Genomic DNA, 26323 nt, shown 5'->3' with positions numbered 1-26323 from the left:
TGGAAGCCCATGAAGCAAGCGGCGGCAACGACCGTCGCCGTGTGCCTGCTGGCGCTCCCGGCCGGAGCGCAGACGCTTCGGGACGCGGTCGAGGGCGCCTGGAAGCTCAATCCCGAGGTCAGGAGCCTGGAGGCCCAGAGGGCCGTGGCCACCGCCCGGCGCGGTGCCGGGGAGGCGCTGGTCCCGGCCGCCCCGGCGGTCACGCTGCGGCACACGAGCGACTACTTGAACCGGAACATCGGACGGCGCGAGTACGAGGCCGAACTCGGCGTCCCGCTCTGGCTGCCCGGCCAGGGAACGGCGACCGTCCGGGCGGGCGACGCGCTTCTGGCGCGCACCGACGCCGAGATCGCCGCGCGCCAGCTGGCGGTCGCCGGGGAGGTCCGGACGGCCCAGTGGCAGGTCGCGTTGGCCGAGCGGCGCGCCGAACTCGCCCGCCAGCGCCTGACGGTCGCCCGCCAGCTCGAGGCCGACACCCGACGGACCGCCCGGGCCGGGGAGATTTCGGAGGCCGACCATCAACTGGCCCGCGCCGAGGCTCTCTCCGTCGCGGCGGATCTCCGCGACGAGGAACTCGCCCTGGAGGAGGCCCGCCAAGCGTTCCGGACGCTCACCGGCATGGCGCCGCCGAAGGCGGCACCGGAGCCGGAGATCGGCGAGCCGCCGCTTGAGCGGCACCCCTCCCTGCTGGCGGCTCGGCTGGGCGTCCGCTCGGCTCAAGCCCAGCGCCAACTGGTGGACCTGACGACGCGCGACAGTCCGGAGGTCGGGCTGATGGCTCGCCGCGAGCGCGACAGCCGCGAGGAACGCTACGACACCGTGTTCGGCGTCTCCGTCCGCATCCCGTTCGCGGTCGAGGCCGTGAACGCGCCCAAGCGGGCCGAGGCGCTGAGCGAGGTCGTCCGCTCCGAGGCCGAGCAGGTCAACGCCGCCCGCACGGTCGAGTCCGACATCCGGCAAGCCCGCCTCGCCCACCAAGCGGCGAGCGAGCGCCTGTTGATCGCGCGCGACCGGGCTGCGGCCCTCAGGGCACGCCTGTCGAACATCGAGCGCGCCCGGAGGGCGGGCGAGATCAGCCTCGTCGAGTACGTGCGCGCCCAGGAGGCGGCCTTCGAGGCCGAACTCGCCCGCGCCACCGCCGAAGTCCAGCTCGGCGCCGCCCGCGCCCGTATGAACCAGTCCCTCGGAGTTCTTCCATGACCACCCGACGCCTTCTTGCCGCGACCGTCGTCGCCGCGAGCCTTGCCGCGCCGGTCGCCGCTCCCGCTCTCGCCCACGAGGGCCACGCCCATGGCGGCGAGGAGCCGAAGCCAGTCGTCACAACGGCCGCCCCCACCCTGGAAGCGTCCTCATCCGACTTCGAACTCGTGGCGGTCGCCCAGGGAAAGACCCTGCTCGTCCATCTGGACCGCTTCGCCACCAACGAGCCCGTGAACGGCGCCACCGTCGAGGTGAGCGCCGATGGCGAGGCCACGACGGCCTCGCCCGTCTCCGGGGAGGAAGGCGTCTACCGCCTCGACCCGTCCTGGCTCTCCAAGCCGGGATCACATGAAGTGACCGTCTCCGTCACCGCGGCCGACGCGGCCGACCTGCTGATCGGCACACTGGAGGTTCCGGCGTCCGCGGCCGAAGCACAGACCGGCGGTGCGCAGGGTGTTTCCGCCGTCCTCGGGCAGGTCCGGAACGATTCCGGCCTGATGCTGGGGGCGGTCATGGTCTTCCTGCTCGGGGTCCTGACCACCGTCGCCCTGACCCAGCGTGGACGCACGCGGACGGTCGCAGGCGCCGCTCTGGTCGGCATCGGCCTGCTGTTGGCGAGCGGCGCCGCCTTTGCCCACGGCGGCGAGGACCACAGCCACGGCGACGAGGACAAGGGCAAGGCACCGACGGCGGCCGTCCCGATGGGGGCTACCGGCGCTTCGGAGAGCCCGCGACGCCTGCCGGACGGCAGCCTGTACGTGCCCAAGCCGTCGCAGCGTCTGCTGTCGGTCCGCACCGTCGTAGCCAAGCCGCAGGAGGCGGCGCAGACGGTGCAGTTGATCGGTCAGGTCATCGCCGACCCCAACGGCGGCGGTCACGTCCAGGCCACGCAGAGCGGTCGCATCGAGCCGGGGGACAAGGGGCTGCCCTACGTCGGCCAGCGGGTCGAGGCCGGGCAAATCCTCGCCTACATCGCCCCCGCCGTGACCTTTGTGGACCGCAGCGGGATCCAGCAGCAGATCGCGACGGTCGAGCAGGAACTCGTCATCGCCGACTCCCGCCTCCAGCGGCTCCGGAAGCTGGAAGGCAGCGTGCCACAGCGCGACATCGAAGAGGCGGAGGCCAACCTCAACGGTCTGCGCAAACGCCGGGCCGCTCTGTCCCCCGCACTGACGACCAAGGAAGCCCTGCGGGCGCCCATCTCCGGCGTGGTCACGGCCAACAACATCAAGGCCGGACAGGTGGTCGAGGGGCGCGACCAGGTGCTGTTCGAGATCGTCGACCCGTCGCGGCTGATGGTCGAGGCGGTCGCCTTCGATCCCCGGGTGGCGAACGCCATCAAGGCGGCCACGGCGATGACGGCCGACGGCACCAGCCTGTCCCTGGAACTCCTCGGCTCCAGTCTCGCGCTGCGCCAACAGGCGATCCCGCTGCTCTTCCGGATCGGCAATCCGCCGTCGGGGCTCGGCGTCGGCCAGCCGGTCCGGCTCGTCGCCCAGATCCAGGGGAAGGCGTCCGGCATCGTCCTGCCCCGGCAGAGCGTGGTGCGCAACGCCAGCGGCCAGCCCATCGTCTGGCAGCACGACACCCCGCAACGCTTCGTCGCCCGCCCGGTGCGCACGCAGCCGGTGGACGGGAACACGGTGCTGATCCTGGCGGGCGTCGAGCCGGAGGCGCGCATCGTCACCGACGGCGCCGGTCTCCTCAACCAGATCCGGTGAGGAGCGCCCCGCCATGTTCAACTTCCTCGTCAACACCAGCCTGCGCAACCGGCTCTTCGTCCTGGCCGCCGCGGCGATCCTTGTCGTCTACGGCTCGTTCGTCCTCAAAGACCTGCCGATTGACGTCTTCCCCGACCTGAACAAGCCCACGGTCACGCTGATGACGGAGGCCGAGGGGCTGGCGCCGGAGGAGGTCGAGCAGCTGGTTTCCTTCCCGCTGGAAACGTCGATGAACGGCATGCCGGGCATCACCCGCGTGCGCTCGGTGTCCGGCGTCGGGCTCAGCATCGTCTTCGTCGAGTTCGACTGGGGCACCGACATCTACCGCAACCGCCAGCAGGTCGCTGAGCGTCTGGCCATCGTCCAGGGGCAGCTTCCGCCCAACGTCCGGCCGCAGATGGGGCCGATCTCTTCCATCATGGGCGAAATCATGCTGATCGCCATGTCCGGCGACGGCGTCAGCCCGATGGAGGTCCGTGAACTCGCCGACTGGGTGGTGCGGCCGCGGCTGCTCGCCATTCCCGGCGTCAGCCAAGTCATCCCGATCGGCGGGGAGATCCGGCAGTACCGCGTCGCCCCCGACCCGGCGCGCCTGCACGACCTGGAGATCACCACGGACGAGCTCGTGAAGGCGCTCCAGCAATTCTCGGCGAACACCGGTGGCGGCTTCATCGACCAGCATTCCCAGGAGTACCTGATCCGCAACATCGGCCGGACGACCCGGCTGGAGGACCTCCGCAACCTCGTCGTCGCCTACAAGACGGGGCAGCCCATCCTGCTCCACCAGATCGCCGCCGTGGATTTCGCCGCCCGCGTGAAGCGCGGCGACGCGGGCGTCAACGGCAAGCCTGCCGTGATCCTGTCGGTGCAGAAGCAGCCCGGCGCCGACACCACCGAACTCACCGCCGAGGTCGAGCAGGCGTTGAGCGACTTGGCGCAGTTCCTGCCGAAGGGCGTCCACGCCGACGAGATCCTGTTCAAGCAGGCCAACTTCATCCAGACCTCCATCGGCAACGTGGAGAAGGTGCTGCTGGAGGCGGTGGCGGTGGTGGCCATCATTCTCTTCCTGTTCCTGCTGAACGTGCGGACCACCTTCATCTCGCTGACCGCCATCCCGATCTCGATCCTGATTACCGTGCTGGTGTTCAAGGCGTTCGGCATGTCGATCAACACCATGACGCTGGGCGGCCTCGCCATCGCCATCGGCGAACTCGTCGACGACGCCGTGGTGGACGTTGAGAACATCTACCGGCGCCTCGGCGAGAACCGGCGGGCGGGCAACCCGCGGGGCATCCTGGAGGTGGTCGCCTCGGCCTCGCAGGAGGTGCGCTCGGGCATCGTCTACGCCACGATCATCATCATCCTGGTCTTCGTGCCGCTGTTCGCCCTGTCGGGCATCGAGGGGCGGCTGTTCGCGCCGCTGGGCGTGGCCTACATCGTCTCCATCCTGGCCAGCCTCGTCACCGCGATCACCGTCACGCCGGTGCTGTCCTACTACCTGCTGCCGCGCCTGAAGCGGCTGGAGGAGCACGACAGCTGGCTGGTCCGCAAGCTGAAGGCCGGGAACGCCCGGCTTCTGGGCTGGGCCTTCGCCAACCCGGGGACGCTGTTCGCCACCGTGGCGGCCGCCGTCCTGATCGCCGCGGCGACGGTGCCGAGCCTGCCACGCGCCTTCCTGCCGCCGTTCAACGAGGGCACGCTGACCATCTCCATGGTGCTGAACCCCGGCATCTCGCTGGCCGAGTCCAACCGGGTCGGGCTGGCGGCGGAGAGGCTGATCATGCAGGTGCCCGAGGTGGCCTCCGTCGGGCGCCGCACCGGCCGCGCCGAACTCGACGAGCACGCCGAGGGCGTCCACTCCAGCGAGATCGACGTGGACCTGAAGCCGTCCGAACGCAGCCGGGCCGAGGTGCTGGCCGATGTCCGCACCCGGCTGGCCGCCCTGCCGGTGCAGGTGAACATCGGCCAGCCGATCTCACACCGGCTCGACCACATGCTCTCCGGGGTCCGCGCCCAGATCGCGTTGAAGGTCTTCGGGGAGGATCTGGACACCTTGCGCAGCCTCGCCGGACAGCTGCAGCAGAAGCTCGCGGGCGTACCCGGGCTGGTCGACCTTCAGATCGAGAAGCAGGTCCGCATCCCGCAGGTCCAGGTGGTCGTGGACTACGAGCGGGCGGCGCTCTACGGCGTCACCCCGTCCATGGCGACGGAGGCGCTGGAGAGCCTGTCCAACGGCCGCGTGGTGTCGGAGATCGTCGACGGCACCCGGCGTTTCGACGTCGTGCTGCGCCTGTCGGACGAGGACCGCACCACCAGCGGCCTGGCGAACCTGCTGGTCGAGACCCCGGCGGGCCGGGTGCCGCTCAGCCTGTTCGCCTCGGTCGAGGAGACGGACGGCCCCAACCAGATCCTGAGGGAGAACGGCAAGCGCCGCATCGTCATCCTCGGCAACTCCGACGGCCAGACGGACATGGCGCAGATCGTCGCAGGCATCCGCAATGTCGTCTCCACGTCGCAGTTGCCGTCCGGCTACTTCACCAGCCTGGAGGGCACCTTCCAGGCGCAGGAGGAGGCGTCGAAGACCATCGCCGCGCTGTCGATGGTGTCGCTGGCGATGATCTTCCTGGTGCTCTACAGCCGCTACCGGTCGGCCGTGCTCGCCCTGATCATCATGGGCAACGTGCCGCTGGCCCTCATCGGCAGCGTCGCGGCGCTGTGGATCGCCGGGCAGCCGCTGTCGGTCGCCTCGATGATCGGTTTCATCACGTTGACCGGCATCAGCACGCGCAACGGCATCCTGAAGATCAGCCACTACATCAACCTGGTCCTGCACGAGGGCGAGACCTTCGGCAAGGCCATGGTGATCCGGGGCAGCCAGGAGCGCCTGACACCCGTGCTGATGACCGCGCTTTCGGCGGGGGTGGCGCTGGTGCCGCTGATGATCGGCGCCGACGCGCCGGGCAAGGAGATCCTGCACCCGGTTGCCGTCACCATCTTCGGCGGGCTGGTCAGCGCGACCATGCTCGACACCTTCCTGACCCCGGTCCTCTTCCTCAAGCTCGGCGAGAAGCCGCTGAATCGTCTGGTCACCGCCCAGGCCGGTTCGCTGCGTCCGGCCGAGGCCTATTGATCCCCTCACCCAGTCCATCCAGAAGGAAACCACACCGTGAAGTTCTCGACCCTCCTCCTCGCCGCCGCCCTCTTCACCGCCCCGGGCACGGCCTTCGCCGACGGCCCGAAGATTGGCCCGAACGGCGGCCAGCGCGCCGACGCGGGCCCCTACCATGTCGAAGTCGTGCTCAAGGGCAACGACGTCGTCCTGTACGTGACCGATGGCGCCGACAAGCCGGTCGATGTGACCGGCGCCAAGGCCGAGGCGACCGTCCTGGCGAACAAGCAGACCCAGAAGGTCGCGCTCGAACCCGCGGGCGCCAACGCCCTCAAGGGGCAGGCGAACCTCGGCGGCGCGCACGACAGCGTCAAGGTGGTCACCGCGCTGACCATGCCCGGCCAGAAGCCGGTGCAGGCCCGCTTCGAAATGGGCCACGCGGGTCACTGATACGGTTGGAAAATGATCGCTTTCATCATTCTCCAACCGTGAAACCCGGCAGATCAATGCTTTAGCATTGATCGAGAGGGTCATGCCGACGGCGCCTTCAGGTGCCGTCGGCATGAGATCGGCATGGGCGGCATGAGGCTCCCCGCCCCATGCCGCCCCGCAAGCAAGGAGATGCGCGATGAGCGCCAAGAAGAAACTCGCCACGATGGCTGCCGTCCTGCTGGTCGGTATCGTGGTCGCCGGGCCGGTCCAAGCGGCCGAGACCCTCAAGCTGAATGAGGTCTCACACCTCCACGGGATTGCCGTGGACCCCACAGACCCGTCGCGCCTGTATCTCGCCTCGCATCACGGTGTGTGGCTGACCAACCCCGACGGCACGGCCACACGGGTATCCGACAACCGTTGGGACTACATGGGGTTCACACCAAATCCGGCGCAGCCCGACGCCTTCTTCGCCAGCGGCCATCCGGAGAAGGGCGGGAACCTCGGCGTCCTCGCCTCGACCGATGGAGCGAAGACCTGGAAGCAGGTCTCGGCGGGTGTGAACGGGCCCGTGGACCTCCACGCGATGGACGTCAGCCCGGCCGACCCGAAGGTGCTGTACGGGCACTATGGCAGCGTCCAGATCAGCCGCGACGCCGGGAAGACCTGGGAGGTGACCGGCAAGCCGCCCGCCGACATGTTCGACCTGGCGGCGTCCTCGAAGGACCCCAACACCGTGTACGGCGCCACGCGCGCCGGACTGATCGTGAGCCGCGACGCGGGCAAGACCTGGCAGGCCGCCAACATCGTGCAGCGCCCGGCGACCATGGTCGCGACCACGAAGGACGGCGCCGCCTACGCCTACCAAGTCGGCACCGGCCTGCTCAAGACGACCGAGCCGAGCCTCGCGTGGCAACCGGTCAGCAACGGCTTCGGTGACGCGGTCCTGCTGCACCTTGCGGTCGACCCGACCAACCCCGAGCGGCTCTACGCCGTGACCGACAAGAGCGCCATCCTGACCAGCCAGGACGGCGGCAAGACCTGGAAACCGTTCCGGTCGTGATGTGCTGGGGGATGTGGTGATGAAGGCGATGAAAATTGGCGTTGGCGTGGCCATGGGTGCAGCGATCGCGGTGGCTGGCGTCTTCCTGCTCTCTGGACCCAGGGCAGGCGCCGATCCAACCGACGCCGCCCAGGTTGCCCAGGGCAAGGTGGTCTACGCGGAGCAGTGCGCGTCGTGCCACGGCGCGCGGCTCGAGGGCCAGCCGGAGTGGCAAAGCCGCAAGCCGGACGGCCGTCTGCCCGCGCCGCCGCACGACGCCTCCGGGCACACGTGGCACCACCCCGACGCCGATCTCTTCAAAATCACCAAGCAAGGCGTCGTTGAGTTCGCCCCGCCCGGCTACGAAAGCGACATGCCCGCCTTCGGCGGCGTGCTGAGCGATGCCGAGATCTGGGCGGTCCTGGCCTTCATCAAGAGTTCCTGGCCCGAGGAGATCCGTCGTCGCCACGCCTCTCTGAGCGAACGCGCGAAGAAGTGAGGAGCGGGCGCGAACGGTCTGCACAACGCGCTTGACCTTCCAGTCATTGGAAGGCGGAGCCTTATTTTCATGGATGCCATCGCACGCCGGTGCCGGGAAGCGCGAACGAACGCGGAGGCACCGACGCCTGCATGCGAAGGGAGAAGCGAACATGAACGACCAGCACCGCAGCCACGCACACCATCCTGACCACCACAGTCACGGTGGGCACGACCACCACGCTGGTCCCGACGACCGGCCCAAGGTGAAGGACCCCGTGTGCGGCATGATGGTCGATCCCGAGCGAACCGGGCACCAAGCCGGGCACGGCGGCCAGACCTTCCACTTCTGCTCGGCGCGCTGCCACGACAAGTTCGTCGCCGACCCGGAGCGGTACCTGAAGCCGGAGGCAAAGCCCGCCGCTCCCGAGAAGGCCGCCCAGGCGTCGCCGCAGAAGGGCGTGATCTACACCTGCCCGATGCACCCGGAGATCCGCCAGGAGGGGCCGGGCAACTGCCCGATCTGCGGCATGGCCCTGGAACCGGTCGGAGCCACCCTTGAGGAAGGGCCCAACCCGGAACTCGTCGACATGACGCGGCGGTTCTGGATCGGCACCGCCCTGACCGTGCCGCTCGTGGTCCTGGAACTCGGCGCCCACCTCCCGGGGCTTGGGCTCCACACCCTGATCTCGCCCCAGGCTTCCCTGTGGCTCCAGTTCCTTCTGGCCACGCCGGTGGTGCTGTGGGCGGGCTGGCCGCTGCTGGAGCGGGGCTGGCGGTCGTTCGTGAACCGCAGCCTGAACATGTTCAGCCTGATCGCGCTGGGCGTCGGGGTGGCCTACGTGTTCAGTCTGGTCGCGACGTTCCTGCCGGGCATCTTTCCGCCGAGCTTCCGAGGCATGGATGGCGTGGTGGCCGTCTACTACGAGGCGGCCGCCGTCATCACGGTGCTGGTGCTGTTGGGCCAAGTGCTCGAACTCCGCGCCCGTGAGCAGACCGGCGGCGCCATCCGCGCCCTGCTGAACTTGGCGCCGAAGACGGCGCGCCGTATCCGTGCCGATGGCGAGGACGAGGAGGTGCCGCTCGACGCCGTTCACGTCGGCGACCGGCTGCGGGTACGCCCCGGCGATGGTGTGCCGGTCGATGGTGAGGTCGTGGAGGGCCGCAGCGCCGTGGACGAGTCCATGGTGACCGGCGAATCCATGCCGGTCAGCAAGGAGCCCGGCTTCAAGGTGATCGGCGGAACGGTGAACCAGACCGGTGCCTTGGTGATGCGCGCCGAGAAGGTCGGGTCCGACACCATGCTGTCCCGCATCGTGACCATGGTCGCCGAGGCCCAGCGCAGCCGGGCGCCCATCCAGCGCATGGCTGACGTCGTTTCCGGCTACTTCGTCCCGGCGGTCATCGTTGTCGCGCTCCTGGCCTTCGTCGCCTGGATGGTTTGGGGGCCGCAGCCCGCCTTCGCCTACGCGCTGATCGCGGCGGTCTCGGTGCTCATCATCGCCTGCCCTTGCGCACTGGGGCTGGCGACGCCGATGTCGATCATGGTCGGTGTCGGCAAGGGGGCGACCGCGGGCGTCCTGATCAAGGACGCGGCGTCCCTGGAGCGGTTCGAGAAGGTCGACACGCTTGTCGTTGACAAGACCGGCACCCTGACCGAGGGCAAGCCAAAGGTGACCGCCGTGGTTCCGGCGCCGGGCATCGACGAGGCGGACCTTCTGACGCTGGCGGCGAGCCTGGAGCGGTCGAGCGAGCACCCGCTGGCGGCCGCCATCGTCGCCTCCGCCAAGGAACGGGGCCTGCCGCTGCGGGACGTCGCCGACTTCGGCTCCGTCACCGGCAAGGGCGTCGTCGGGACGGTCGGCGGGCGCACAGTGTCCCTCGGCAACGCCGCGATGATGCGGGACCAGGGTGTCGCGCTGGGCGACCTGGAAACGCGCGCCGACGACCTCCGGCGCGAGGGCGCCACCGCTCTCTTCGCCGCCATCGACGGCCAGCCCGGTGGCGTGATTGCGGTCGCCGACCCGATCAAGGCGACCACGCCGCACGCACTGGAGACGCTCCGGAACGACGGCGTGCGAATCGTCATGCTGACCGGCGACAACCGGACCACGGCCGAGGCGGTGGCGCGCCACCTGGGCATCGGCGCGGTCGAGGCCGAGGTGCTGCCGGAGGACAAGAACCAGGTGGTGAAGCGGCTGAAGGCGCAGGGCCGGGTGGTGGCGATGGCCGGAGACGGCGTGAACGACGCCCCGGCGCTGGCCGAGGCCGACGTCGGCGTGGCGATGGGCACCGGCACCGAGGTCGCGATTCAGAGTGCCGGGGTGACGCTGGTGAAGGGGGATCTTGCGGGCATCGCACGGGCGCGGACGCTCAGCCGGGCAACGATGCGCAACATCCGGCAGAACCTGTTTCTGGCGTTCGTCTACAACGCGCTCGGCGTGCCGGTCGCGGCGGGTGTCTTCTACCCGCTGTTCGGGTGGACGCTGTCGCCGATCATCGCCGCGGCCGCGATGGCCCTGAGTTCGGTGTCCGTGGTTGGGAACGCGCTGCGGCTGCGTAGGCTCAAGTTGTAGGAGGATCGACGGGTGTCGCCCGCGCGAAGGCCGGACGCCGGTCTTCCCGGACTATGCTCCTGACCGTCATCCGTGGGTGTCGGTAATCCCCATTGGCATCGTCTGCCGAGTTCCTACCGCGGCCTGCTTCCCCGCGCATAGAAGGAACTGGGCTACCCGTTTGACGCCGACCGGTTCTGATTGGCATCGACGGCCCTTCCAAGGGTTGTCAGGCGAGTCCGGTTCCAGCACCTCCAACACGCGGTCCATAACTTTGACAGGCGGCGCCTCTCTGGCCCACGCCATTCCACCCCTTCGTCAGCGGCACCTTGGCTTTCAGCCTGGCCATCATTTCGTCCAACTGCGCCTTGCGCTTCGACGCGGCCTCCAGATCGAGATCATTGCTGCCCTCCTGTCCGAGCCATTGGGGGGGGAACGGACAACGGTCCGCACTCGATTCGCCGTGGTATGCTTACGGACCGTTTTGGTGGTCACAGTCGCCCCCATACGGACCTGTTCGAGCGACACGACCTCGCGAGCATTCGTAAGCTTGGTGCAGGCGTCACCGTCCACCTCGTCCAGATGCCGCACTGCTGCCCCGGCGAAGCTGGCGACATCATGGCTCTTGAGGAATTGGCCGGAGAGCATTCGGCTTTCGATGTCGATGCCGGTCTCAGCAGCCCATTGATACAGGAATTTCAGGGACTGGCAGTTTGCCTGCAGGGTGTTTCTGGCCCGATGGGCTGTGCGCCGAATTGTCAGCAGCCAAGCGTTCGGCCAGATAGGAGGCACGCCAACGGAAGCGATCAAGAGGGAGATTCGCTCCCCCCTCCATCACGATCATGCGGACCTGAAACCGTGCAATTCTTTACAGGCTTCCCCGGTAACAACCTCACAGACAGAAAAACACCACAGCCGGCAAGGTATGCAACCGGGGAAACTAGTAAGCACAAAGGCTTCAGGCTGGAAACCTTACACGACCACCCCTGGTAAGTTTTAGAATGGGATTTCGTCGTCCAGGTCGTCGTGCTTGGGCGGAGCACCGCCGCCGCTACGACCGCCACCACCGTAGCCGCCACCACCGCTGCCGCTGCTGCCGCCGCCGCTGTAGCCACCGCCACCACCGCCGCCGCGCGATTCGTAGCCGCCGCCACCGCCGTAACCGCCGCCGCCACCACCGCCTTCGCCTTCACGGCCGCCGGTGAAGTCGATCTCGTTGACACGCACCGACAGGCCGGCACCGCGGGTGCCGTCGCGCTTTTCAAACTCGCGGATCGTCACCTCGCCGGAGATGACCACGGCCTTGCCCTTGGTCAGGTGCGGCGCCAGAGCCTCCGCACGGCGACCCCAGATGGAGCAGTCCACCCACTGGGTGGTCTTGCGGTCACCGAACCCGACGTCGTTGGCGACGCGGAAACCCAGGACCTTTTCACCGCTCTGCGTGGAGCGAAGCTCGCCATCCGCGCCGAGGCGCCCCGTAAACGTCCATACATTCATCGCACGTGTCTCCTAGCGCGGGTTCCCGGTATCCCATCCGACCCGTTCGGGCGCCCGGCGGAAGGGCGTCCGGATACCGGGGGTGTCTGTTCGCAGGGCCGGTTTGATCCGTGGTCCGTTCCATGCCCGCCCCGCCTCGCTTCACAAAGCACGGGGGACAGGCACGGGTCAACCGCCGCCGCCGGAGCGCCTTGCCCCTTCCGTCCGGATCAACCCGCCCGGCCCGCACGAAAGAGAACACTCCATGAACAAACATAGCAGAGAGAGTCCGTGTCGCCAACCGTTTCCTTGGTGGCTCCCCATCATCGTCTCCCCGGCGCGCCCCGGCGTTCCCGCATCCCGCCCCTGCGTCCCACGCGGCCGGAAAGGGACGCGCGCCGGTGGCAATACGCCTGCGCGTGGCACATATCTGTCCGGGCTTTCGGAGCTTTTTTGGCGCCTTCCCTTCCCCTCCGGTTTCGGCTAAGAACACTCCATGAACAAGCACATCAGTGTCCGCGGCGCGCGGGAGCACAACCTCAAGAACGTCGATGTCGATCTGCCTCGGGACGAGCTGATCGTCATCACCGGCTTGTCGGGATCGGGCAAGTCATCGCTGGCGTTCGACACGATCTACGCGGAAGGCCAGCGGCGCTACGTCGAGAGCCTGTCGGCCTACGCGCGCCAGTTCCTGGAACTGATGCAGAAGCCGGACGTCGATTCGATCGAGGGGCTATCGCCGGCCATCTCCATCGAGCAGAAGACGACCTCGAAGAATCCGCGCTCCACCGTCGGCACGGTGACGGAGATCTACGACTACATGCGCCTGCTGTGGGCGCGGGTCGGCATCCCCTACTCCCCGGCCACGGGCCTGCCCATCGAGAGCCAGACGGTCAGCCAGATGGTCGACCGCATCCTGGCGATGCCGGAGGGCACGCGCCTGCTGCTGCTGGCGCCGCTGATCCGGGGGCGCAAGGGCGAGTACAAGAAGGAGATCCAGGACCTTCGCAAGCGCGGCTTCCAGCGCGTGCGCGTCGACGGTACGATGCATGAGATCGACGAGGTTCCGGCGCTCAACAAGAAGTTGAAGCACGACATCGACGTGGTGGTGGACCGCATCGTCGTGCGCGAGGGGCTGGGCAACCGGCTCGCCGATTCGCTGGAGACGGCGCTCGGCCTCGCCGACGGAATCATCTTCGTCGAGAACGCCGAGTCGCACGAGCAGACCGTCTTCTCGCAGAAATTCGCCTGCCCGGTGTCCGGCTTCACCATCCCGGAGATCGAGCCGCGGCTGTTCTCCTTCAACAATCCGTTCGGCGCCTGCCCGGCCTGCGACGGGCTGGGCAGCAAGATCTACTTCGACCCCATGCTGGTCGTCCCGGACGAGCGGCTGTCGCTGAAAAAGGGCGCCATCGCCCCCTGGGCCGGCTCCTCCTCCCAGTATTACGTGCAGACGCTGGAGAGCATCGCCCAGCATTTCGGCGTCGCCTTGGACACGCCGTGGGAAAAGCTGCCGGAGAAGGTCCGCCAGACCATCCTCTACGGCTCCGACGGCGCGCCGATCACGATGACCTACGACGACGGGCTGCGCAGCTACCAGACGAACAAGGCCTTCGAGGGCATCGTCAACAACCTGGAGCGCCGGTACCGCGAGACGGAAAGCGCCTACATGCGGGAGGAGCTGTCCAAGTACCAGTCCTCCCAGCCCTGCGAGACCTGCAAGGGCGCCCGCCTGAAGCCGGAGGCGCTGGCCGTCAAGGTGCACGGCCAGCACATCTCCCAGGCGGCGGAGATGTCGATCGCCGACGCGGCGACGTGGTTCAGCACGCTGAACGACCATTTGCGTCCGAAGGACAAGGAGATCGCCTACCGCATCCTCAAGGAGATCAACGAGCGGCTGGGATTCCTCAACGCCGTGGGGTTGGAATACCTGACGCTCAGCCGCGGTTCCGGATCGCTGTCCGGCGGCGAGAGCCAGCGCATCCGCCTCGCCTCGCAGATCGGGTCCGGCCTTACCGGCGTTCTCTACGTGCTGGACGAGCCGTCGATCGGCCTGCACCAGCGCGACAACGACCGGCTTCTGGCGACTCTGAAGCGGCTGCGCGACCTCGGCAACACTGTGATCGTGGTCGAGCATGACGAGGACGCCATCCGCACCGCCGACTATCTGGTGGACATGGGCCCTGGCGCCGGCCAGCACGGCGGCACCGTGATCGCCCAAGGCACCCCGGCGGAGGTCCAGGCCAATCCGGACAGTGTCACCGCCCAGTTCCTCAATGGCACCCGCTTCGTTCCGGTGCCGGACCAGCGCCGCCCCGGCCACGAGGGCCAGTTCCTGGAGGTGAAGGGCGCACGCGCCAACAACCTTCAGAACGTCTCGGCACGCATCCCGATGGGCACCTTCACCTGCGTGACCGGCGTGTCGGGCGGCGGCAAGTCCACCCTGATCATCGAGACGCTCTACAAGGCAGTGGCGCGCAAGCTGATGGGGGCGCGCGAGCATCCGGCGGAGCACGACGAGCTGCTGGGGCTCGAGAATCTCGACAAGGTCATCGACATCGACCAGTCGCCGATCGGCCGCACCCCGCGTTCCAACCCGGCGACCTACACCGGCGCCTTCACCCCGATCCGCGATTGGTTCGCCGGCCTGCCCGAGGCCAAGGCCCGCGGCTACGGCCCTGGACGCTTCTCTTTCAACGTGAAGGGCGGGCGCTGCGAGGCGTGCCAGGGCGACGGCGTCATCAAGATCGAGATGCACTTCCTGCCCGACGTCTACGTCACCTGCGACGTCTGCCACGGCAAGCGCTACAACCGCGAGACGCTGGAAGTCACCTACCGCGACAAGACCATCGCCGACGTGCTCGACATGACGGTCGAGGAGGGAAAGGAGTTCTTCAAGGCCGTGCCCGGCATCCGCGACAAGATGGAGACGCTGGAGCGGGTGGGTCTCGGCTACATCCACATCGGCCAGCCCGCCACGACTCTGTCCGGCGGCGAGGCGCAGCGGGTGAAGCTGTCCAAGGAGCTGAGCCGCCGCGCCACCGGCCGCACCCTCTACATCCTCGACGAACCGACCACCGGCCTGCATTTCGCCGACGTGGAAAAGCTGATGGAGGTGCTCCACGCGCTGGTCGACCAAGGCAACACGGTGCTGGTGATCGAGCACAATCTGGAAGTCATCAAGACCGCCGACTGGATCATCGACCTCGGCCCCGAGGGCGGCACCGGCGGCGGCGAGATCGTCGCGGAGGGCACCCCGGAAGACGTGGCGAAGGTCAAGCGGAGTTACACCGGCCAGTATCTGGCCCCCTACCTGAAAGCGAAGCCGAAAAGCCGGAAGAGGGCATAAAGACCGGCCGGGGTCATCCCCGGCCCTTTTCTTGTCGACCAACTTTTGTCCCGGAAACAAAGCCGCATCGGGGGCGTTTCCTATCCATCGTTCGCCAACAGGATGGAGACGGAGCATGTCCAGGACCATGATATCCGGTGTGGCGCTGGCTTTCGGCGCGGCCTTGCTGGTCAGCGCCTGCGGAACCGATGAGTCCACCAGCACCACCACCACCACCACGACCACCTCGCCCGGCTACGGCAACTCCAGCCTGACCACCCCGCCGACCAGCGGCTCGACCACCACCGAGCGCACGACGACGACCAAGAGCGAATAAGGACTTTTCGTTTCGCTCCCAAATGAAACGGCCGGCTCCGCACAGGCGGGGCCGGCCGTTGTCTTGCTGGTCCTTCCCCTGTTCGTTCTACCAACGTACAAGTTTCAAGCCCTCCCCGCTCGGCTAGGATTCAGCCGCGCGCCCAACGATGCGCGCCGGAACAGCCGACCAACGGAGGGAACCCCATGCGCACCCTGTTCGCGGTCGCGGCCACACTGGCCGCGCTGGCAAGCCCGGCCCTGGCCGTCGAGGTCACGGAATCGACGACCCTGCCCTACCCGGTCGAGAAGGTCTGGCAGCAGATCGGACCCTTCTGCAACCTCGGCACCTGGCACCCGGCGGTGGAGAGTTGCACCCTGCGCCGGAAGGACGGCGCGCAGGAGCGCGTGCTGGCCCTCAAGGGCGGCGGCGCGATCGAGGAGCGGCTGCTCTCCTCCTCCGCCAGCAGCCACCGCATCCGTTATTCGATCCTGACCAGCCCGCTGCCGGTCAAGGACTACGCGGCCTCCCTGTCGGCCGAACCAGCGGGCAAAGGCACGCGCGTGGTGTGGAAGGCGCGCTACACCTCCAACGGCGCCACCGACGAGGAAACGCGCAAGGTGATCTCCGGCATCTTCACCTCCGGCTTCGACGGGCTGAAGCAGAAGCTCGCCGCCCAGTAAGTCACCGCTGTTCTGCAGAGCGACCAGGAGCGCCGGACCGCAGGGACGATCCTGGTTGCGATTCCGCGCCGTGGTCCGGGTTGGCCTTGCCGTGGCGACAATGACGGTCTACTTGTTCGGCAACTTTGCGAAAGTTGCTGATATGGTCGACACGTCCCTTTCCCCCGTTCACGTCATCGGCGGTGGCCTCGCCGGGTCCGAAGCCGCTTGGCAGCTCGCCCAGCGCGGCGTTCCCGTCGTGCTGCACGAGATGCGTCCCGTACGCCCGACCGAGGCGCACAGCACCGACCAGCTCGCCGAGCTGGTCTGCTCCAACTCCTTCCGGTCGGACGACGCGGAGTACAACGCGGTCGGGCTGCTGCACGAGGAGATGCGGCGCTGCGGCTCGCTGATCCTGCGCTGCGCCGACGCGCACAAGGTGCCGGCGGGCGGCGCGCTGGCCATGGACCGCGACGGCTTCGCGGGCGCGGTGACGGAGGCGATCACCGGCCACCCGCTCATCACCGTGGAGCGCGGCGAGGTTGCCGGCCTGCCGCCGGAGGCGTGGGACAGCGTCGTCATCGCCACCGGCCCCCTGACCTCCCCGCCGCTGGCCGAGGCCATCCGCAGCTTCACCGGCGAAGAGTCGCTGGCCTTCTTCGACGCCATCGCCCCCATCGTCTATCTGGAGAGCGTGGACCTGTCCAAGGCGTGGTTCCAGTCACGCTATGACAAGCCCGGCCCCGGCGGCACCGGCAAGGACTACATCAACTGCGCCTTCGAGAAGGACGAGTACCGCGCCTTCATCGACGCCCTGCTGACCGCCGAGAAGGTGGACTTCAAGGAGTGGGAGAAGAGCACGCCCTACTTCGAAGGCTGCCTGCCCATCGAGGTGATGGCGGAGCGCGGGATCGACACGCTGCGCTACGGCCCGATGAAGCCGGTCGGCCTGACCAACCCGCACAAGCCGGAACGCCGTCCCTACGCGGTGGTCCAGCTTCGCCAGGACAACGCGCTCGGCACGCTCTACAACCTCGTCGGCTTCCAGACCAAGCTGCGCCACGCCGAGCAGACGCGGATCTTCCGCATGATCCCCGGCCTGGAAAAGGCGGAGTTCGCGCGACTCGGCGGCCTGCACCGCAACACCTTCCTGAACAGCCCGCGCCTGCTGGACGGCGCGCTGCGGCTGAAGGCGCAACCGCGCATCCGCTTCGCCGGGCAGGTGACGGGCTGCGAAGGCTATGTGGAAAGCGCCGCCGTCGGCCTGCTCGCCGGTCGCTTCGCCGCTGCCGAACGGCTGGGCGGCGAGCCGTCCGCCCCGCCGGTTACCACCGCGCTGGGGGCGATCCTCGGCCACATCACCGGCGGCGCCAACGCCGACACCTACCAGCCGATGAACGTCAATTTCGGCCTCTTCCCGCCGGTGGACGAACGCATCCGCGGCCGCGACCGCAAGCTGGCCTACACCCGCCGCGCGCTAGAGGACCTCGAGGGGTGGCTAAAGGCCGCACCCGCTGTCGCGGTCTGAGGCCCGGCAATTCCGGGAAAATTATCACGGAACTATAATAAAGGTCATAAGTGACGCTTAACCAATGCCATGGGACACTTTCTTTCGAATGAGCGAGAAAGTCTTCCGGCGGGATGGTTATGATTAAAACAAAATCATTGGTTGCCAAACAGGTGATCGTCATCGTGACGGTGACGATCATTTCCCTGGCGTTGGGGATCGCGGCCCTGACGACCAAGAGCGGGTCGGACATCGAAACCCTGGCCTTCCGGAGCGGGGAGCAGCTTGGCCACCGCTACGGCGAGATGGTGCACTCCCGGCTGGGCAACGCGATGGAGGCCGGCCGCTTCATCGCGACCTCGCTGGTCGGTCTGAAGGCCGCCGGCCGCACCGACCGGGAGCAGCTCTCCACTTGGCTCAAGAGCATTGCCGAGGCCAACCCGGAGTTCCTCGGCGTGTGGGTGGGGATGGAGCCGAACGCCCTGGACGGCCGCGACGCGGAGTTCGCCAACAAGCCGGGCTCCGACGCGTCCGGCCGCTTCCTCCCCTACTGGAACCGCGGGTCGGGGACGGTCGCGCTGGAGTCCCTCGTCGGCTATGACGATCCGGGTTCCGACGGCGCCTATTATCAGATCCCGAAGCGTACCGGGCACGCCATGGTGGTGGAGCCCTACAGCTACATGGTCGCCAGCCGGAAGGTGCTGATGGTGTCCATGTCCGTCCCGATCGTCGAAAACGGCCGCGTCATCGGGGTGGCCGGCGTGGATCTGTCCACCGACGGCATCTGGTCCATGCTGAAGACGGTGAAGCCCTTCGACAGCGGGTCCATTCACCTGATTTCCAACGACGGCGTCTGGGCCGGTCACCCTGACGCCGAACAGATGGGGGAACCGATCGGCAAATTGGACCCGGCGCTTGACGCCGCCAAGCCGGCCATCCGCGCGGGCCGGAGTTTCGAACAGATGTCGGTCGCCGATGGGCAGCCCGTGAAGCAGCTGTTCCTGCCGGTGAAGGTCGCGGGAACGGATACGCCCTGGTCCCTGCTGGTCAACCTGCCGCTCGACAAGATCAACGCCCCGGTCCGGGACCTGCGCAACGCCACCATCGTCGGCGGGCTGGTCCTGCTGGCCGCCCTGGTCGCCGCACTCCTGTTCGCCAGCCGCAGCATCGTCGGCCTGCCGTTGCGTCGCACCATCGCGACGCTAGACGCCGTGGTCGCCGGGGAGCGCGGCGTGGTCATCACCGACACAGACCGCACCGACGAAATCGGCGCCATCAACAAGGCCCTGAAGCTCTTCCAGGACAACACCGCCCGTATGGCGGAGTTGGAGGAGGAACGCCACCGCGAGGAGCAGCGCGCCGCCGAACGCAGCAAACGCGACCTCGCCGACGTCGCCAGCCGGTTCGAGGCGTCGGTGGGCGGTGTCGTGCGCAACGTGTCGGAACAGGCGGGCGCGATGCGCAGCACCGCGCAGAGCCTGTCGGCCATCGCCGCCCAGACCGACCGTCAGGCCGCCGCCGTGTCCACCGCCGCCGAGGAGGCCAGCCAGAACGTCCAGACGGTGGCCGCCGCCACGGAGGAGCTGAGCTGCTCCATCCGCGAGATCAACGAGCGGATCGGCCGCTCCTCCCAGATGGCCACGGAGGCGGTCGCCGAGGTGGAGCGCACCAACAGCACGCTGGAAGGGCTGGCCGCCGCCGCTCAGAAGATCGGCGACGTGGTGAATCTGATCCAGGGCATCGCCGGGCAGACCAACCTTCTGGCGCTCAACGCCACCATCGAGGCCGCCCGCGCCGGGGAGGCCGGAAAAGGCTTCGCCGTCGTCGCCAGCGAAGTGAAGAATCTCGCCAACCAGACCGCCAAGGCGACGGAGGACATCTCGCGGCAGATCGCCGACATGCAGACCGTCAGCGGCACGGTGGTCAGCGTCATCGGGACGGTGGGGCGGAGCATCATCGCCATCAACGAAACGATCACCGCCATCGCCGCCGCCGCGGAGCAGCAGGGCGCCGCCACCCAGGAGATCAGCCGCAACGTCCAGCAGGCGTCGATGGGAACCGCCGCCGTGTCGGTGAACATCGGCGGCGTGACCCAGGCGGCGGGCTCCACCGGCTCGATGGCCGATCAGGCGCTCAACGCCGCCGGCGACCTGTCGCGTGAGGCCGACCAGCTCCGTCAGGAGGTGGAGCGGTTCGTTGCGATGATCCGCGCCGCCTGAGCGACAGGGGTCAGAACCTGCCGCGCAGCGCCGCCCAGGCCAGCTTGGCGTGGCGCAGCGGGTGGGGCATCAGCACACGTGGGGCGAAGGGGTCGTTGCCCTCCCGCGCCAGCGCGCCCAGATGCAGCCCGGCCAGCACCACCGGCAACAGGGCCGGCAGCGCGGCGCGCGGCACCGAGCGGCGCAACGCACGGGCCTTCGCCAGATGATCGCGCGCGGCCTCCGCCACCTCGCGCGCCACGGGGCGCAGCTCGGGGGTGGAGCGCAGCTCGAACAGGTCGCCCTGCTTGGCGCCGTGCGCCGCCATGCGGTCGGCGGGGAGAAGCTGGCGGTGCTGGCGGGCGTGGAAGGGCACCGCCCGGACGATGCCGGCCAGCGCGTAGCCGATCCCGGCCTGACGCCCGGCCTCCGCCGCCTCCGCCCCCTTCGCGCCGAGGATCTCCAGCGCGAGTTGGACCAACGGCGCCCCGGTGACCTCCGCGTAGTTGACGAGGCAGGACATGTTGGCCGGCGGAGTGTCGTCCAGGTCGGCCTCCCGCGCGTCGATCAGCCGGTCGAACAGGGCGCGGTTCAACCCGCCCTCCCGCACGGCGGCGGCCAGCGGCTCCATGACGGCGTGCTTGGGCACGGCACCGCCCCCATAGACCTTGTCCAGCCCGTCGCGCCAGAATTGCAGCCGCATCTGGCCCAGCACCGGCTCGGTCACCACCTCGCGAGTCTTGGCGATCTCCAGGTTGAAGGCGTAGAGGGCGAACAGCGATTCGCGGCGCTCCGCCGGGGCGAAGAGGCAGGTCAGGAAGCGGTCGTTGTCATATTTCCGCACCTCCCGTCCGCAATAGGACAGGTCGGGGGTCGCCTTCGCCATGTGATGCCTGTTCTGGAAAAATGGGGGTGGCACAGTTTGGAAGCGGGGCAAAGCCCGCAAGCGCCTTATATTAGGCAGACAGGCTCTCCACACCAGCCCCGACGCGCAGCAGGCGGAACAATGGCCGATTTCAACGTCGCCCCCACCAAGCCCCGCAAACCCAGCCCGGTCGCCCGCAAGGACGCGGACTCGGAGAATTTTCCGGTCGCCTCGCGCCTGCTCCCGAAGCATCTCAGGCCGCATGTCATGGCCTTCTACCGGTTCGTTCGGCTGGGCGACGACATCGCCGACGACCCCGATCTCGAACCGGAGACCAAGCTCGCCTATCTGGAGGCGCTGGAACGCTCGCTGACCACCGGGCAGGCCAAGCACGCCTATCTGAAGCCGGCGCTGGACCTGCGCGCCAGCCTGCAGGCGACCGGCGTCAGCGACCGCCACCCCCGGCAGGTGCTGCGCGCCTTCCGGCGCGACGCGGTGGGCGCGCGCTGCCACAGCTGGAGCGACCTGCTGCTCTATTGCCGCTTCTCCGCGAATCCGGTCGGGCGTTACCTGCTGGACCTGCATGGCGAGGGCGTGGCCGCCGGGCCGGCGTCGGACGCGCTGTGCACCGCCCTGCAGGTGCTGAACCACCTCCAGGACTGCCGGGAGGACTGGAGCCAGCTCGGGCGCTGCTACATCCCGCTGGTCTGGTTCGACGATTCGGCGATCAGCGTCGAGCGTCTGGTGGAAACCGAGAGCGACGCCAAACTGCGCGCCATATTCGACCGCACGCTGGAGCACACCGACCGCCTGCTGGAGCGTGCCGCCCCCCTGCCCGGCCTGATCCAGCACCGGGGGTTGCGGATGGAAGCGTCGGTGATCCTCAGCCTCGCCGAGTCTCTGGCGCAGCGGCTGCGCAGCCGCGACCCGCTGAAGAAGCGGGTGGTGCTCGGCACGCATCATAAGCTGTTCGCCACCGCACGCGGACTGGCGCGCGCCATCGGGAGCAAATAGACTCCGGCCTCTTCGACCGACACCACACAGGACCGACGTATGCCGCAGCCATCGCTGGACTCGACGCAGAGCGACACCGCCGGCAGCCCGGCTGCCGCGGCGGCGGCGGTGACCGGGCGGTCGGGCAGCACCTTCTACTGGCCGATGCTGCTTCTCCCCCGCTCCAAGCGGGCGGCGATGTTCGCCGTCTACGCCTTCTGCCGGCGAATCGACGACATCGCGGACGAGCCCGGCGAGCCCGTGGAGAAGCGTGCGGCGCTCGACGCCTGGAGGACCGAGATCCGCGGCCTCTACGCCGGCGGCGCGCCGTCCAGCTCCCTGGGAGCGGCGTTGAAGGGCGCCATCGAACGCTACGGCCTGCCGCGGGGCGAGTTGGAAGCGTTGATCGACGGCATGGCGATGGACATCCCGGCGGACGACGGCGCCGGGGCCGGCAACAGCGGAGGCATGACCGGCCCGGCGCTGCCGACCCTGCGGCTCTATTGCCGCCGCGTCGCCGGAGCGGTTGGCATGCTGGCGATTCGCGTTTTCGACCGGGCGGACGCCTCCACCGAGGCCTTCGCCCTGGCGCTGGGCGAAGCGTTGCAGCTGACCAACATCCTGCGCGACCTGACGGAAGACGCGGAGATCGGCCGCCTCTACCTGCCGCGCGAATTGCTCGACGAGGCCGGCATCGGCAGCTCCGACCCCGCCACGGTGCTCGCCCACCCCAACCTGCCGCAGACCTGCGAAGCACTGGCGGTTCTCGCCGAGGAGCGCTTCGCCGAGGCGCGGCGGGCGCTCGCCGAGGGGCAGTCCGCCGGGCGTCGTGGCTCGCTGTGGGCGGCGGTCGCCATGATGGTGCTGTACCACCGGCTGCTGGTGCGTCTGCGCGCCCGGGGCTGGCGCGACCTCGACCAGCGGGTGCGGGTCGGCAAGCGTGAGTGCGCCCTGGTGGCCGTGCGCTGCGCGCTCGGCTATCCGCCTGCCGCCTGACGGGCCGGCTTGGGCACCGTCCACATCGTCGGCGCCGGCCTTGCCGGCCTGTCCGCCGCCGTCCGCCTGACCGAGGCCGGGCGGCGGGTCATCCTGCATGAGAGCGCGCCGCAGGCCGGGGGACGCTGCCGCTCCTTTTACGACGCCACGCTGGACCGTGTGGTGGACAACGGCAGCCATCTGGCGCTCAGCGGCAACCGCTCCCTGCTCGGCTATCTGGAGCGGGTCGGCGCCGGCGGCGCGCTGACCGAACTGCGCCCCGCCGCCTTTCCCTTCCTCGACCTCAACACTGGCGAGCGTTGGTGCCTCCAGCCCGGCGGGCTGTGGCTGTTCGACAAGGCGCGCCGCGTGCCGGGAAGCCGCTCCGCCGATTATCTCGCCGCCCTGCGGACCCTGATCGCCCGCCCCGACGGGGCGGTGGCCGACGCCCTGCCCTCCGACGGAGCGCTGTACGAACGCCTGTGGCGGCCGCTGGCCGTGTCGGTGATGAACGGGGCACCGGAGCGGGTGTCCGCCCGCCTGTTCGGGGCCGTGCTGCGCGAAACGCTCCTGCGCGGCGAGGCCGCCTGCCGCCCCCTGTTCGCCGAGAAGGGTCTGTCCGCTGCCCTGGTCGATCCGGCGGTGGCGTGGCTGACGCGGAACGGCACCGACCTCCGCACAGGCACGCGGGTGGATGGGCTGGAACGCGTGGGCGATCGCATCGCCGCCCTGTCGGTGGATGGGGAGCGCATCGCGCTTGGCGGCGACGATGCCGTGATCCTGGCGGTGCCGGCCTGGATCGCCGGACGCCTGCTGCCTGAGGCGCTGCCCGCATCCCCCCCCGCCGCCGGGCGTGCCATCGTCAACGCCCACTTCCGCCTGCCCGCCCCGATCGACCTGCCGGGTGGCCTGCCCTTCCTTGGGTTGGTGGGCGGTACGGCGGACTGGCTGTTCCGGCGCGGCGACGTGCTGTCGGTGACGGTCAGCGACGCCGATGCGCTCGCCGCTCAGCCCGCCGAAGCGGTCGCCACCGCCCTGTGGCGCAACGTGGCGACGGCGCTCGGCACACCCGACGCGGCCCTGCCGCCTTTCCGAATCATCAAGGAGCGCCGGGCGACTCCGGACCAGTCTCCTGTCCATGCGGCGAATCGCCCCGGAGCCCAGACAGCTTTGAAAAACCTCGTTCTGGCCGGCGATTGGACGAAGATGGGGCTTCCGGCGACACTCGAAGGTGCGGTGCGCTCCGGCGAGTTCGCCGCACGCGCGGTCCTGAACGCAAGGATTACCACCTTTTCGCGCCTCGGCCTTTTTCCAGCCTTCACTTTGCCGCGCCGCGGGCCTATTTGAGCGGACGGAGGTGCCGTGCCGCAAGGCGCGGGCCGAGATGGGACAATCCAAGAAGAGAGGGTAACTCAATGGCGTTCGAACTGCCGCCGCTCCCGTATGGCTATGATGCTCTGCAGCCGTTCATGTCGTCGGAGACGCTGCACCTGCACCACGACAAGCACCACCAGACTTACGTCACCAACCTGAACAACCTGACGAAGGACAGCCCGCTGGCCGACGCCAGCCTGGAAGACGTCATCAAGCAGAGCTACGGCGATGCCTCCAAGCAGGGCCTCTTCAACAACGCCGGTCAGGTGTGGAACCACACCTTCTACTGGCAGAGCATGAAGAAGAACGGTGGCGGCGCCATCCCGGGCGAGCTTGAGAAGCGCCTGATCGCCGACTTCGGCAGCGTCGACAAGTTCAAGGAGGAGTTCTCGAACGCCGCCATCACCCAATTCGGCTCGGGCTGGGCGTGGCTGTACATCGACGGCGGCAAGCTGAAGGTCACCAAGACCTCCAACGCCGACACCCCGCTGGCCCAGGGCCACTTCCCGCTGCTGACCGCCGACGTGTGGGAGCACGCCTACTACGTCGACTACCAGAACCGCCGCGCGGACTTCGTGAAGGCGTTCCTGGAGAGCCTGGTGAACTGGGAGTTCGTGGCCGAGCGCCTGTCGAAGGCCCCGGCCTGATCCCTTACCGGATCGCCAGAACGGAAAAGGCCCCCGATCCGGGGGCCTTTTTTCGTTCGGTGATTCGCAGCGGGGGGCGAACCGGATCACACCGGCAGCAGTGCCGCCCCGACCCGCCGGCCCTCGGCCAGCAGGACGTTGTAGGTGCGGCAGGCCGCCCCGGTGTCCATCACCTCCACCACCAGACCGGAGTCGCGCAGGCTCTGGCGCAGGGCCTTGGGCAAAAGCTGCATCCGGGTACCGGAGCCGAGCAGAAGGAACTCCACCCTCGGTTCCGCCTGGATGACCGGGGCGAAGTCCTCCGCCGTCAGGGCAGCGAAGTCCTGGGGGCGCCAGGGCTCCGTGCGGTCAGGAAGGACCACAACCGCCCCGGTGCGCCATTGCCCGGACACGCAGAACTGCCCGTCCCCGTACCCGTCGATGACCTGACGGTCCGACGGGATGATCGGCGTGATGTCCGCCATCTCTGATCCGCTTCCTATTCTTTCCGGTCAGGGCGTCGGGTTGGCGGCCGGGGCCGCGTTCTCCGCCGGCGCGTTGCGGCGCAGCCGGTTCTCGCCCAGGAACAGCAAGATGGGGGCGGCGATGAAGATGGACGAGGAGGTCGCCAGGAAAATGCCGAAGATCAGCACGATGCCGAAGTCCTGCAGCGCCTCGCCACCGAAGAAGGCCAGCGGCAGGATCGACAGCAGCGTCGACATGGAGGTGCCCAGCGTGCGGTTCAGCGTCTCGTTGATCGAGCGGTCGATCAGCTCGCGCAGCGGCATCTTCTTGTAGATGCGCAGATTCTCGCGCATGCGGTCATAGACCACGACCTTGTCGTTGGTCGAATAGCCCATGATCGTCAGGATCGCCGCGATGGCCGTCAGGTTGAACTGCATCCCGGTGATCGCGTAGAAGCCGACCACCTTTGTTACGTCCAGCAGCAGCGTCACGATGGCGCCGAATCCGAACTGCCATTCGAAGCGGAACCAGATGTAGACGAGCATCGCCAGCAGCGCGAGGCCGAGCGCCAGCATGCCGTTGAAGAACAACTCGCCGCTGACCGATGCGCCGACCGCTTCGACGCGGCGCACGGTGGTGCCGGGGATCTCCTGAGCGAGCGTGGCCCTCACCTTGTCGGCGGCCACCTGCTGCGCCGCGTCGTCGCCCGGCTGGCGTTCCAGCCGGATCAGCACGTCCTGTGGCGACCCGAACTCCTGCAACGCCACTTGCCCCATGTTGAGCTGACCGAGCGTGTGGCGCAGCGAGGCGAAGTCGGCGGCCTGCGGTGTGCGCGCCTCGATGACGATGCCGCCGCGGAAGTCGATGCCGTAGTTCAGGCCGGGATAGAAGAACAGTACCACCGACGCGATCGACAGGAACGCCGACACGATCAGGCCGGCGTGTCGCCCGCGCATGAACTGGATGTTGGTGTTGTCAGGAACCAGACGAAGCCGGAACATG

General features: G+C 68.4%; 20 protein-coding genes. 16 read left to right on the top strand and 4 right to left on the bottom strand.

Annotation, left to right across the window (positions count from 1 at the left end):
* The first annotated feature begins 9 nt into the window (after positions 1-9).
* From H1Q64_RS15460 to H1Q64_RS15430, 7 genes are all read left to right on the top strand, one after another.
* On the top strand, positions 10-1200 hold the full coding sequence (locus H1Q64_RS15460; protein ID WP_237906057.1) for a TolC family protein: 1191 nt from the start codon (positions 10-12) through the stop codon (positions 1198-1200).
* A complete protein-coding gene (locus H1Q64_RS15455; RefSeq protein ID WP_237906056.1) occupies positions 1197-2921 on the top strand; it encodes an efflux RND transporter periplasmic adaptor subunit in 1725 nt (574 codons plus the stop codon). Before H1Q64_RS15460 ends, H1Q64_RS15455 begins: the two co-directional genes overlap by 4 nt.
* Before the next feature lie 13 nt (positions 2922-2934).
* Entirely contained in the window at positions 2935-6051 is a 3117-nt protein-coding gene (locus H1Q64_RS15450; RefSeq protein WP_237906055.1) for an efflux RND transporter permease subunit, read from the top strand.
* Positions 6052-6087: 36 nt separating this feature from the next.
* Positions 6088-6480: a hypothetical protein gene (locus H1Q64_RS15445; protein ID WP_237906054.1), complete on the top strand. Its 393-nt coding sequence runs from the start codon at positions 6088-6090 to the stop codon at positions 6478-6480.
* A gap of 178 nt (positions 6481-6658) precedes the next feature.
* Entirely contained in the window at positions 6659-7525 is an 867-nt protein-coding gene (locus tag H1Q64_RS15440) for a WD40/YVTN/BNR-like repeat-containing protein (protein WP_237906053.1), read from the top strand.
* A 19-nt stretch (positions 7526-7544) separates the two neighbouring features.
* Entirely contained in the window at positions 7545-8003 is a 459-nt protein-coding gene (locus H1Q64_RS15435) for a c-type cytochrome (protein ID WP_237906052.1), read from the top strand.
* A gap of 151 nt (positions 8004-8154) precedes the next feature.
* Positions 8155-10557 carry a heavy metal translocating P-type ATPase gene (locus H1Q64_RS15430; RefSeq protein ID WP_269145396.1) on the top strand — a complete coding sequence of 801 codons (2403 nt, stop codon included), beginning with the start codon at positions 8155-8157 and terminating at the stop codon, positions 10555-10557.
* Between the two features lie 975 nt (positions 10558-11532).
* Here the strand turns inward: H1Q64_RS15430 and H1Q64_RS15425 are convergent.
* The gene (locus H1Q64_RS15425; protein WP_237906051.1) at positions 11533-12033 is read right to left on the bottom strand and encodes a single-stranded DNA-binding protein; all 501 of its coding nucleotides are present in this window, start codon (positions 12031-12033) and stop codon (positions 11533-11535) included.
* 475 nt (positions 12034-12508) lie between these two features.
* On the opposite strand from H1Q64_RS15425, the gene uvrA reads away from it, so the two are divergent.
* The 5 genes from uvrA to H1Q64_RS15400 all read left to right on the top strand — a co-directional run bounded on the left by uvrA (position 12509) and on the right by H1Q64_RS15400 (position 20044).
* Positions 12509-15361: an excinuclease ABC subunit UvrA gene (gene uvrA, locus H1Q64_RS15420; RefSeq protein ID WP_237906050.1), complete on the top strand. Its 2853-nt coding sequence runs from the start codon at positions 12509-12511 to the stop codon at positions 15359-15361.
* Between the two features lie 115 nt (positions 15362-15476).
* Positions 15477-15677 (top strand): hypothetical protein, encoded by a 201-nt coding sequence (locus tag H1Q64_RS15415; RefSeq protein ID WP_237906049.1) that lies wholly within the window; start codon positions 15477-15479, stop codon positions 15675-15677.
* A 185-nt stretch (positions 15678-15862) separates the two neighbouring features.
* On the top strand, positions 15863-16339 hold the full coding sequence (locus tag H1Q64_RS15410) for an SRPBCC family protein (RefSeq protein ID WP_237906048.1): 477 nt from the start codon (positions 15863-15865) through the stop codon (positions 16337-16339).
* Positions 16340-16481: 142 nt separating this feature from the next.
* Positions 16482-17846, top strand: coding sequence for a methylenetetrahydrofolate--tRNA-(uracil(54)-C(5))-methyltransferase (FADH(2)-oxidizing) TrmFO (trmFO, locus tag H1Q64_RS15405; RefSeq protein ID WP_237906047.1), 1365 nt, complete (start codon positions 16482-16484; stop codon positions 17844-17846).
* 164 nt (positions 17847-18010) lie between these two features.
* Positions 18011-20044 (top strand): methyl-accepting chemotaxis protein, encoded by a 2034-nt coding sequence (locus tag H1Q64_RS15400; protein ID WP_237906046.1) that lies wholly within the window; start codon positions 18011-18013, stop codon positions 20042-20044.
* 10 nt (positions 20045-20054) lie between these two features.
* Here the strand turns inward: H1Q64_RS15400 and H1Q64_RS15395 are convergent, their stop codons facing one another.
* Positions 20055-20909, bottom strand: coding sequence for a phytoene/squalene synthase family protein (locus tag H1Q64_RS15395; protein ID WP_237906045.1), 855 nt, complete (start codon positions 20907-20909; stop codon positions 20055-20057).
* 120 nt (positions 20910-21029) lie between these two features.
* Between H1Q64_RS15395 and H1Q64_RS15390 the strand changes: the two genes are divergently transcribed.
* The 4 genes from H1Q64_RS15390 to H1Q64_RS15375 all read left to right on the top strand — a co-directional run bounded on the left by H1Q64_RS15390 (position 21030) and on the right by H1Q64_RS15375 (position 24877).
* The gene (locus tag H1Q64_RS15390) at positions 21030-21902 is read left to right on the top strand and encodes a squalene/phytoene synthase family protein (protein WP_014197277.1); all 873 of its coding nucleotides are present in this window, start codon (positions 21030-21032) and stop codon (positions 21900-21902) included.
* Positions 21903-21941: 39 nt separating this feature from the next.
* Positions 21942-22877, top strand: coding sequence for a presqualene diphosphate synthase HpnD (gene hpnD, locus H1Q64_RS15385; RefSeq protein ID WP_237906044.1), 936 nt, complete (start codon positions 21942-21944; stop codon positions 22875-22877).
* Positions 22878-22886: 9 nt separating this feature from the next.
* Positions 22887-24203 carry a hydroxysqualene dehydroxylase HpnE gene (gene hpnE / locus H1Q64_RS15380; RefSeq protein ID WP_237906043.1) on the top strand — a complete coding sequence of 439 codons (1317 nt, stop codon included), beginning with the start codon at positions 22887-22889 and terminating at the stop codon, positions 24201-24203.
* A gap of 68 nt (positions 24204-24271) precedes the next feature.
* On the top strand, positions 24272-24877 hold the full coding sequence (locus H1Q64_RS15375; protein ID WP_014197280.1) for a superoxide dismutase: 606 nt from the start codon (positions 24272-24274) through the stop codon (positions 24875-24877).
* A gap of 86 nt (positions 24878-24963) precedes the next feature.
* Here H1Q64_RS15375 and H1Q64_RS15370 read toward each other — a convergent pair whose 3' ends face one another.
* The gene (locus H1Q64_RS15370; protein WP_237906042.1) at positions 24964-25341 is read right to left on the bottom strand and encodes an Mth938-like domain-containing protein; all 378 of its coding nucleotides are present in this window, start codon (positions 25339-25341) and stop codon (positions 24964-24966) included.
* 27 nt (positions 25342-25368) lie between these two features.
* Positions 25369-26322, bottom strand: coding sequence for a protein translocase subunit SecF (gene secF / locus H1Q64_RS15365; RefSeq protein WP_237906041.1), 954 nt, complete (start codon positions 26320-26322; stop codon positions 25369-25371).
* Position 26323: the final 1 nt, after the last annotated feature.

Source organism: Azospirillum brasilense, assembly GCF_022023855.1.
In the GTDB taxonomy this organism is placed as follows: Bacteria; Pseudomonadota; Alphaproteobacteria; order Azospirillales; family Azospirillaceae; genus Azospirillum; species Azospirillum brasilense_F.
This window is presented reverse-complemented; position numbering and strand designations above follow the sequence as displayed.

Excerpts from the sequence above, each read along its gene's own strand:
- hpnD (WP_237906044.1), top strand. The coding sequence starts at position 21,942 with ATGCCGCAGCCATCGCTGGACTCGACGCAGAGCGACACCGCCGGCAGC.
- H1Q64_RS15455 (WP_237906056.1), top strand. The coding sequence starts at position 1,197 with ATGACCACCCGACGCCTTCTTGCCGCGACCGTCGTCGCCGCGAGCCTT.
- H1Q64_RS15430 (WP_269145396.1), top strand. The coding sequence starts at position 8,155 with ATGAACGACCAGCACCGCAGCCACGCACACCATCCTGACCACCACAGT.
- H1Q64_RS15395 (WP_237906045.1), bottom strand. The coding sequence starts at position 20,909 with ATGGCGAAGGCGACCCCCGACCTGTCCTATTGCGGACGGGAGGTGCGG.
- secF (WP_237906041.1), bottom strand. The coding sequence starts at position 26,322 with ATGTTCCGGCTTCGTCTGGTTCCTGACAACACCAACATCCAGTTCATG.
- H1Q64_RS15415 (WP_237906049.1), top strand. The coding sequence starts at position 15,477 with ATGTCCAGGACCATGATATCCGGTGTGGCGCTGGCTTTCGGCGCGGCC.
- trmFO (WP_237906047.1), top strand. The coding sequence starts at position 16,482 with ATGGTCGACACGTCCCTTTCCCCCGTTCACGTCATCGGCGGTGGCCTC.
- H1Q64_RS15435 (WP_237906052.1), top strand. The coding sequence starts at position 7,545 with ATGAAGGCGATGAAAATTGGCGTTGGCGTGGCCATGGGTGCAGCGATC.
- H1Q64_RS15410 (WP_237906048.1), top strand. The coding sequence starts at position 15,863 with ATGCGCACCCTGTTCGCGGTCGCGGCCACACTGGCCGCGCTGGCAAGC.
- H1Q64_RS15460 (WP_237906057.1), top strand. The coding sequence starts at position 10 with ATGAAGCAAGCGGCGGCAACGACCGTCGCCGTGTGCCTGCTGGCGCTC.
- uvrA (WP_237906050.1), top strand. The coding sequence starts at position 12,509 with ATGAACAAGCACATCAGTGTCCGCGGCGCGCGGGAGCACAACCTCAAG.
- H1Q64_RS15390 (WP_014197277.1), top strand. The coding sequence starts at position 21,030 with ATGGCCGATTTCAACGTCGCCCCCACCAAGCCCCGCAAACCCAGCCCG.
- H1Q64_RS15370 (WP_237906042.1), bottom strand. The coding sequence starts at position 25,341 with ATGGCGGACATCACGCCGATCATCCCGTCGGACCGTCAGGTCATCGAC.
- H1Q64_RS15450 (WP_237906055.1), top strand. The coding sequence starts at position 2,935 with ATGTTCAACTTCCTCGTCAACACCAGCCTGCGCAACCGGCTCTTCGTC.
- H1Q64_RS15440 (WP_237906053.1), top strand. The coding sequence starts at position 6,659 with ATGAGCGCCAAGAAGAAACTCGCCACGATGGCTGCCGTCCTGCTGGTC.
- H1Q64_RS15375 (WP_014197280.1), top strand. The coding sequence starts at position 24,272 with ATGGCGTTCGAACTGCCGCCGCTCCCGTATGGCTATGATGCTCTGCAG.
- H1Q64_RS15425 (WP_237906051.1), bottom strand. The coding sequence starts at position 12,033 with ATGAATGTATGGACGTTTACGGGGCGCCTCGGCGCGGATGGCGAGCTT.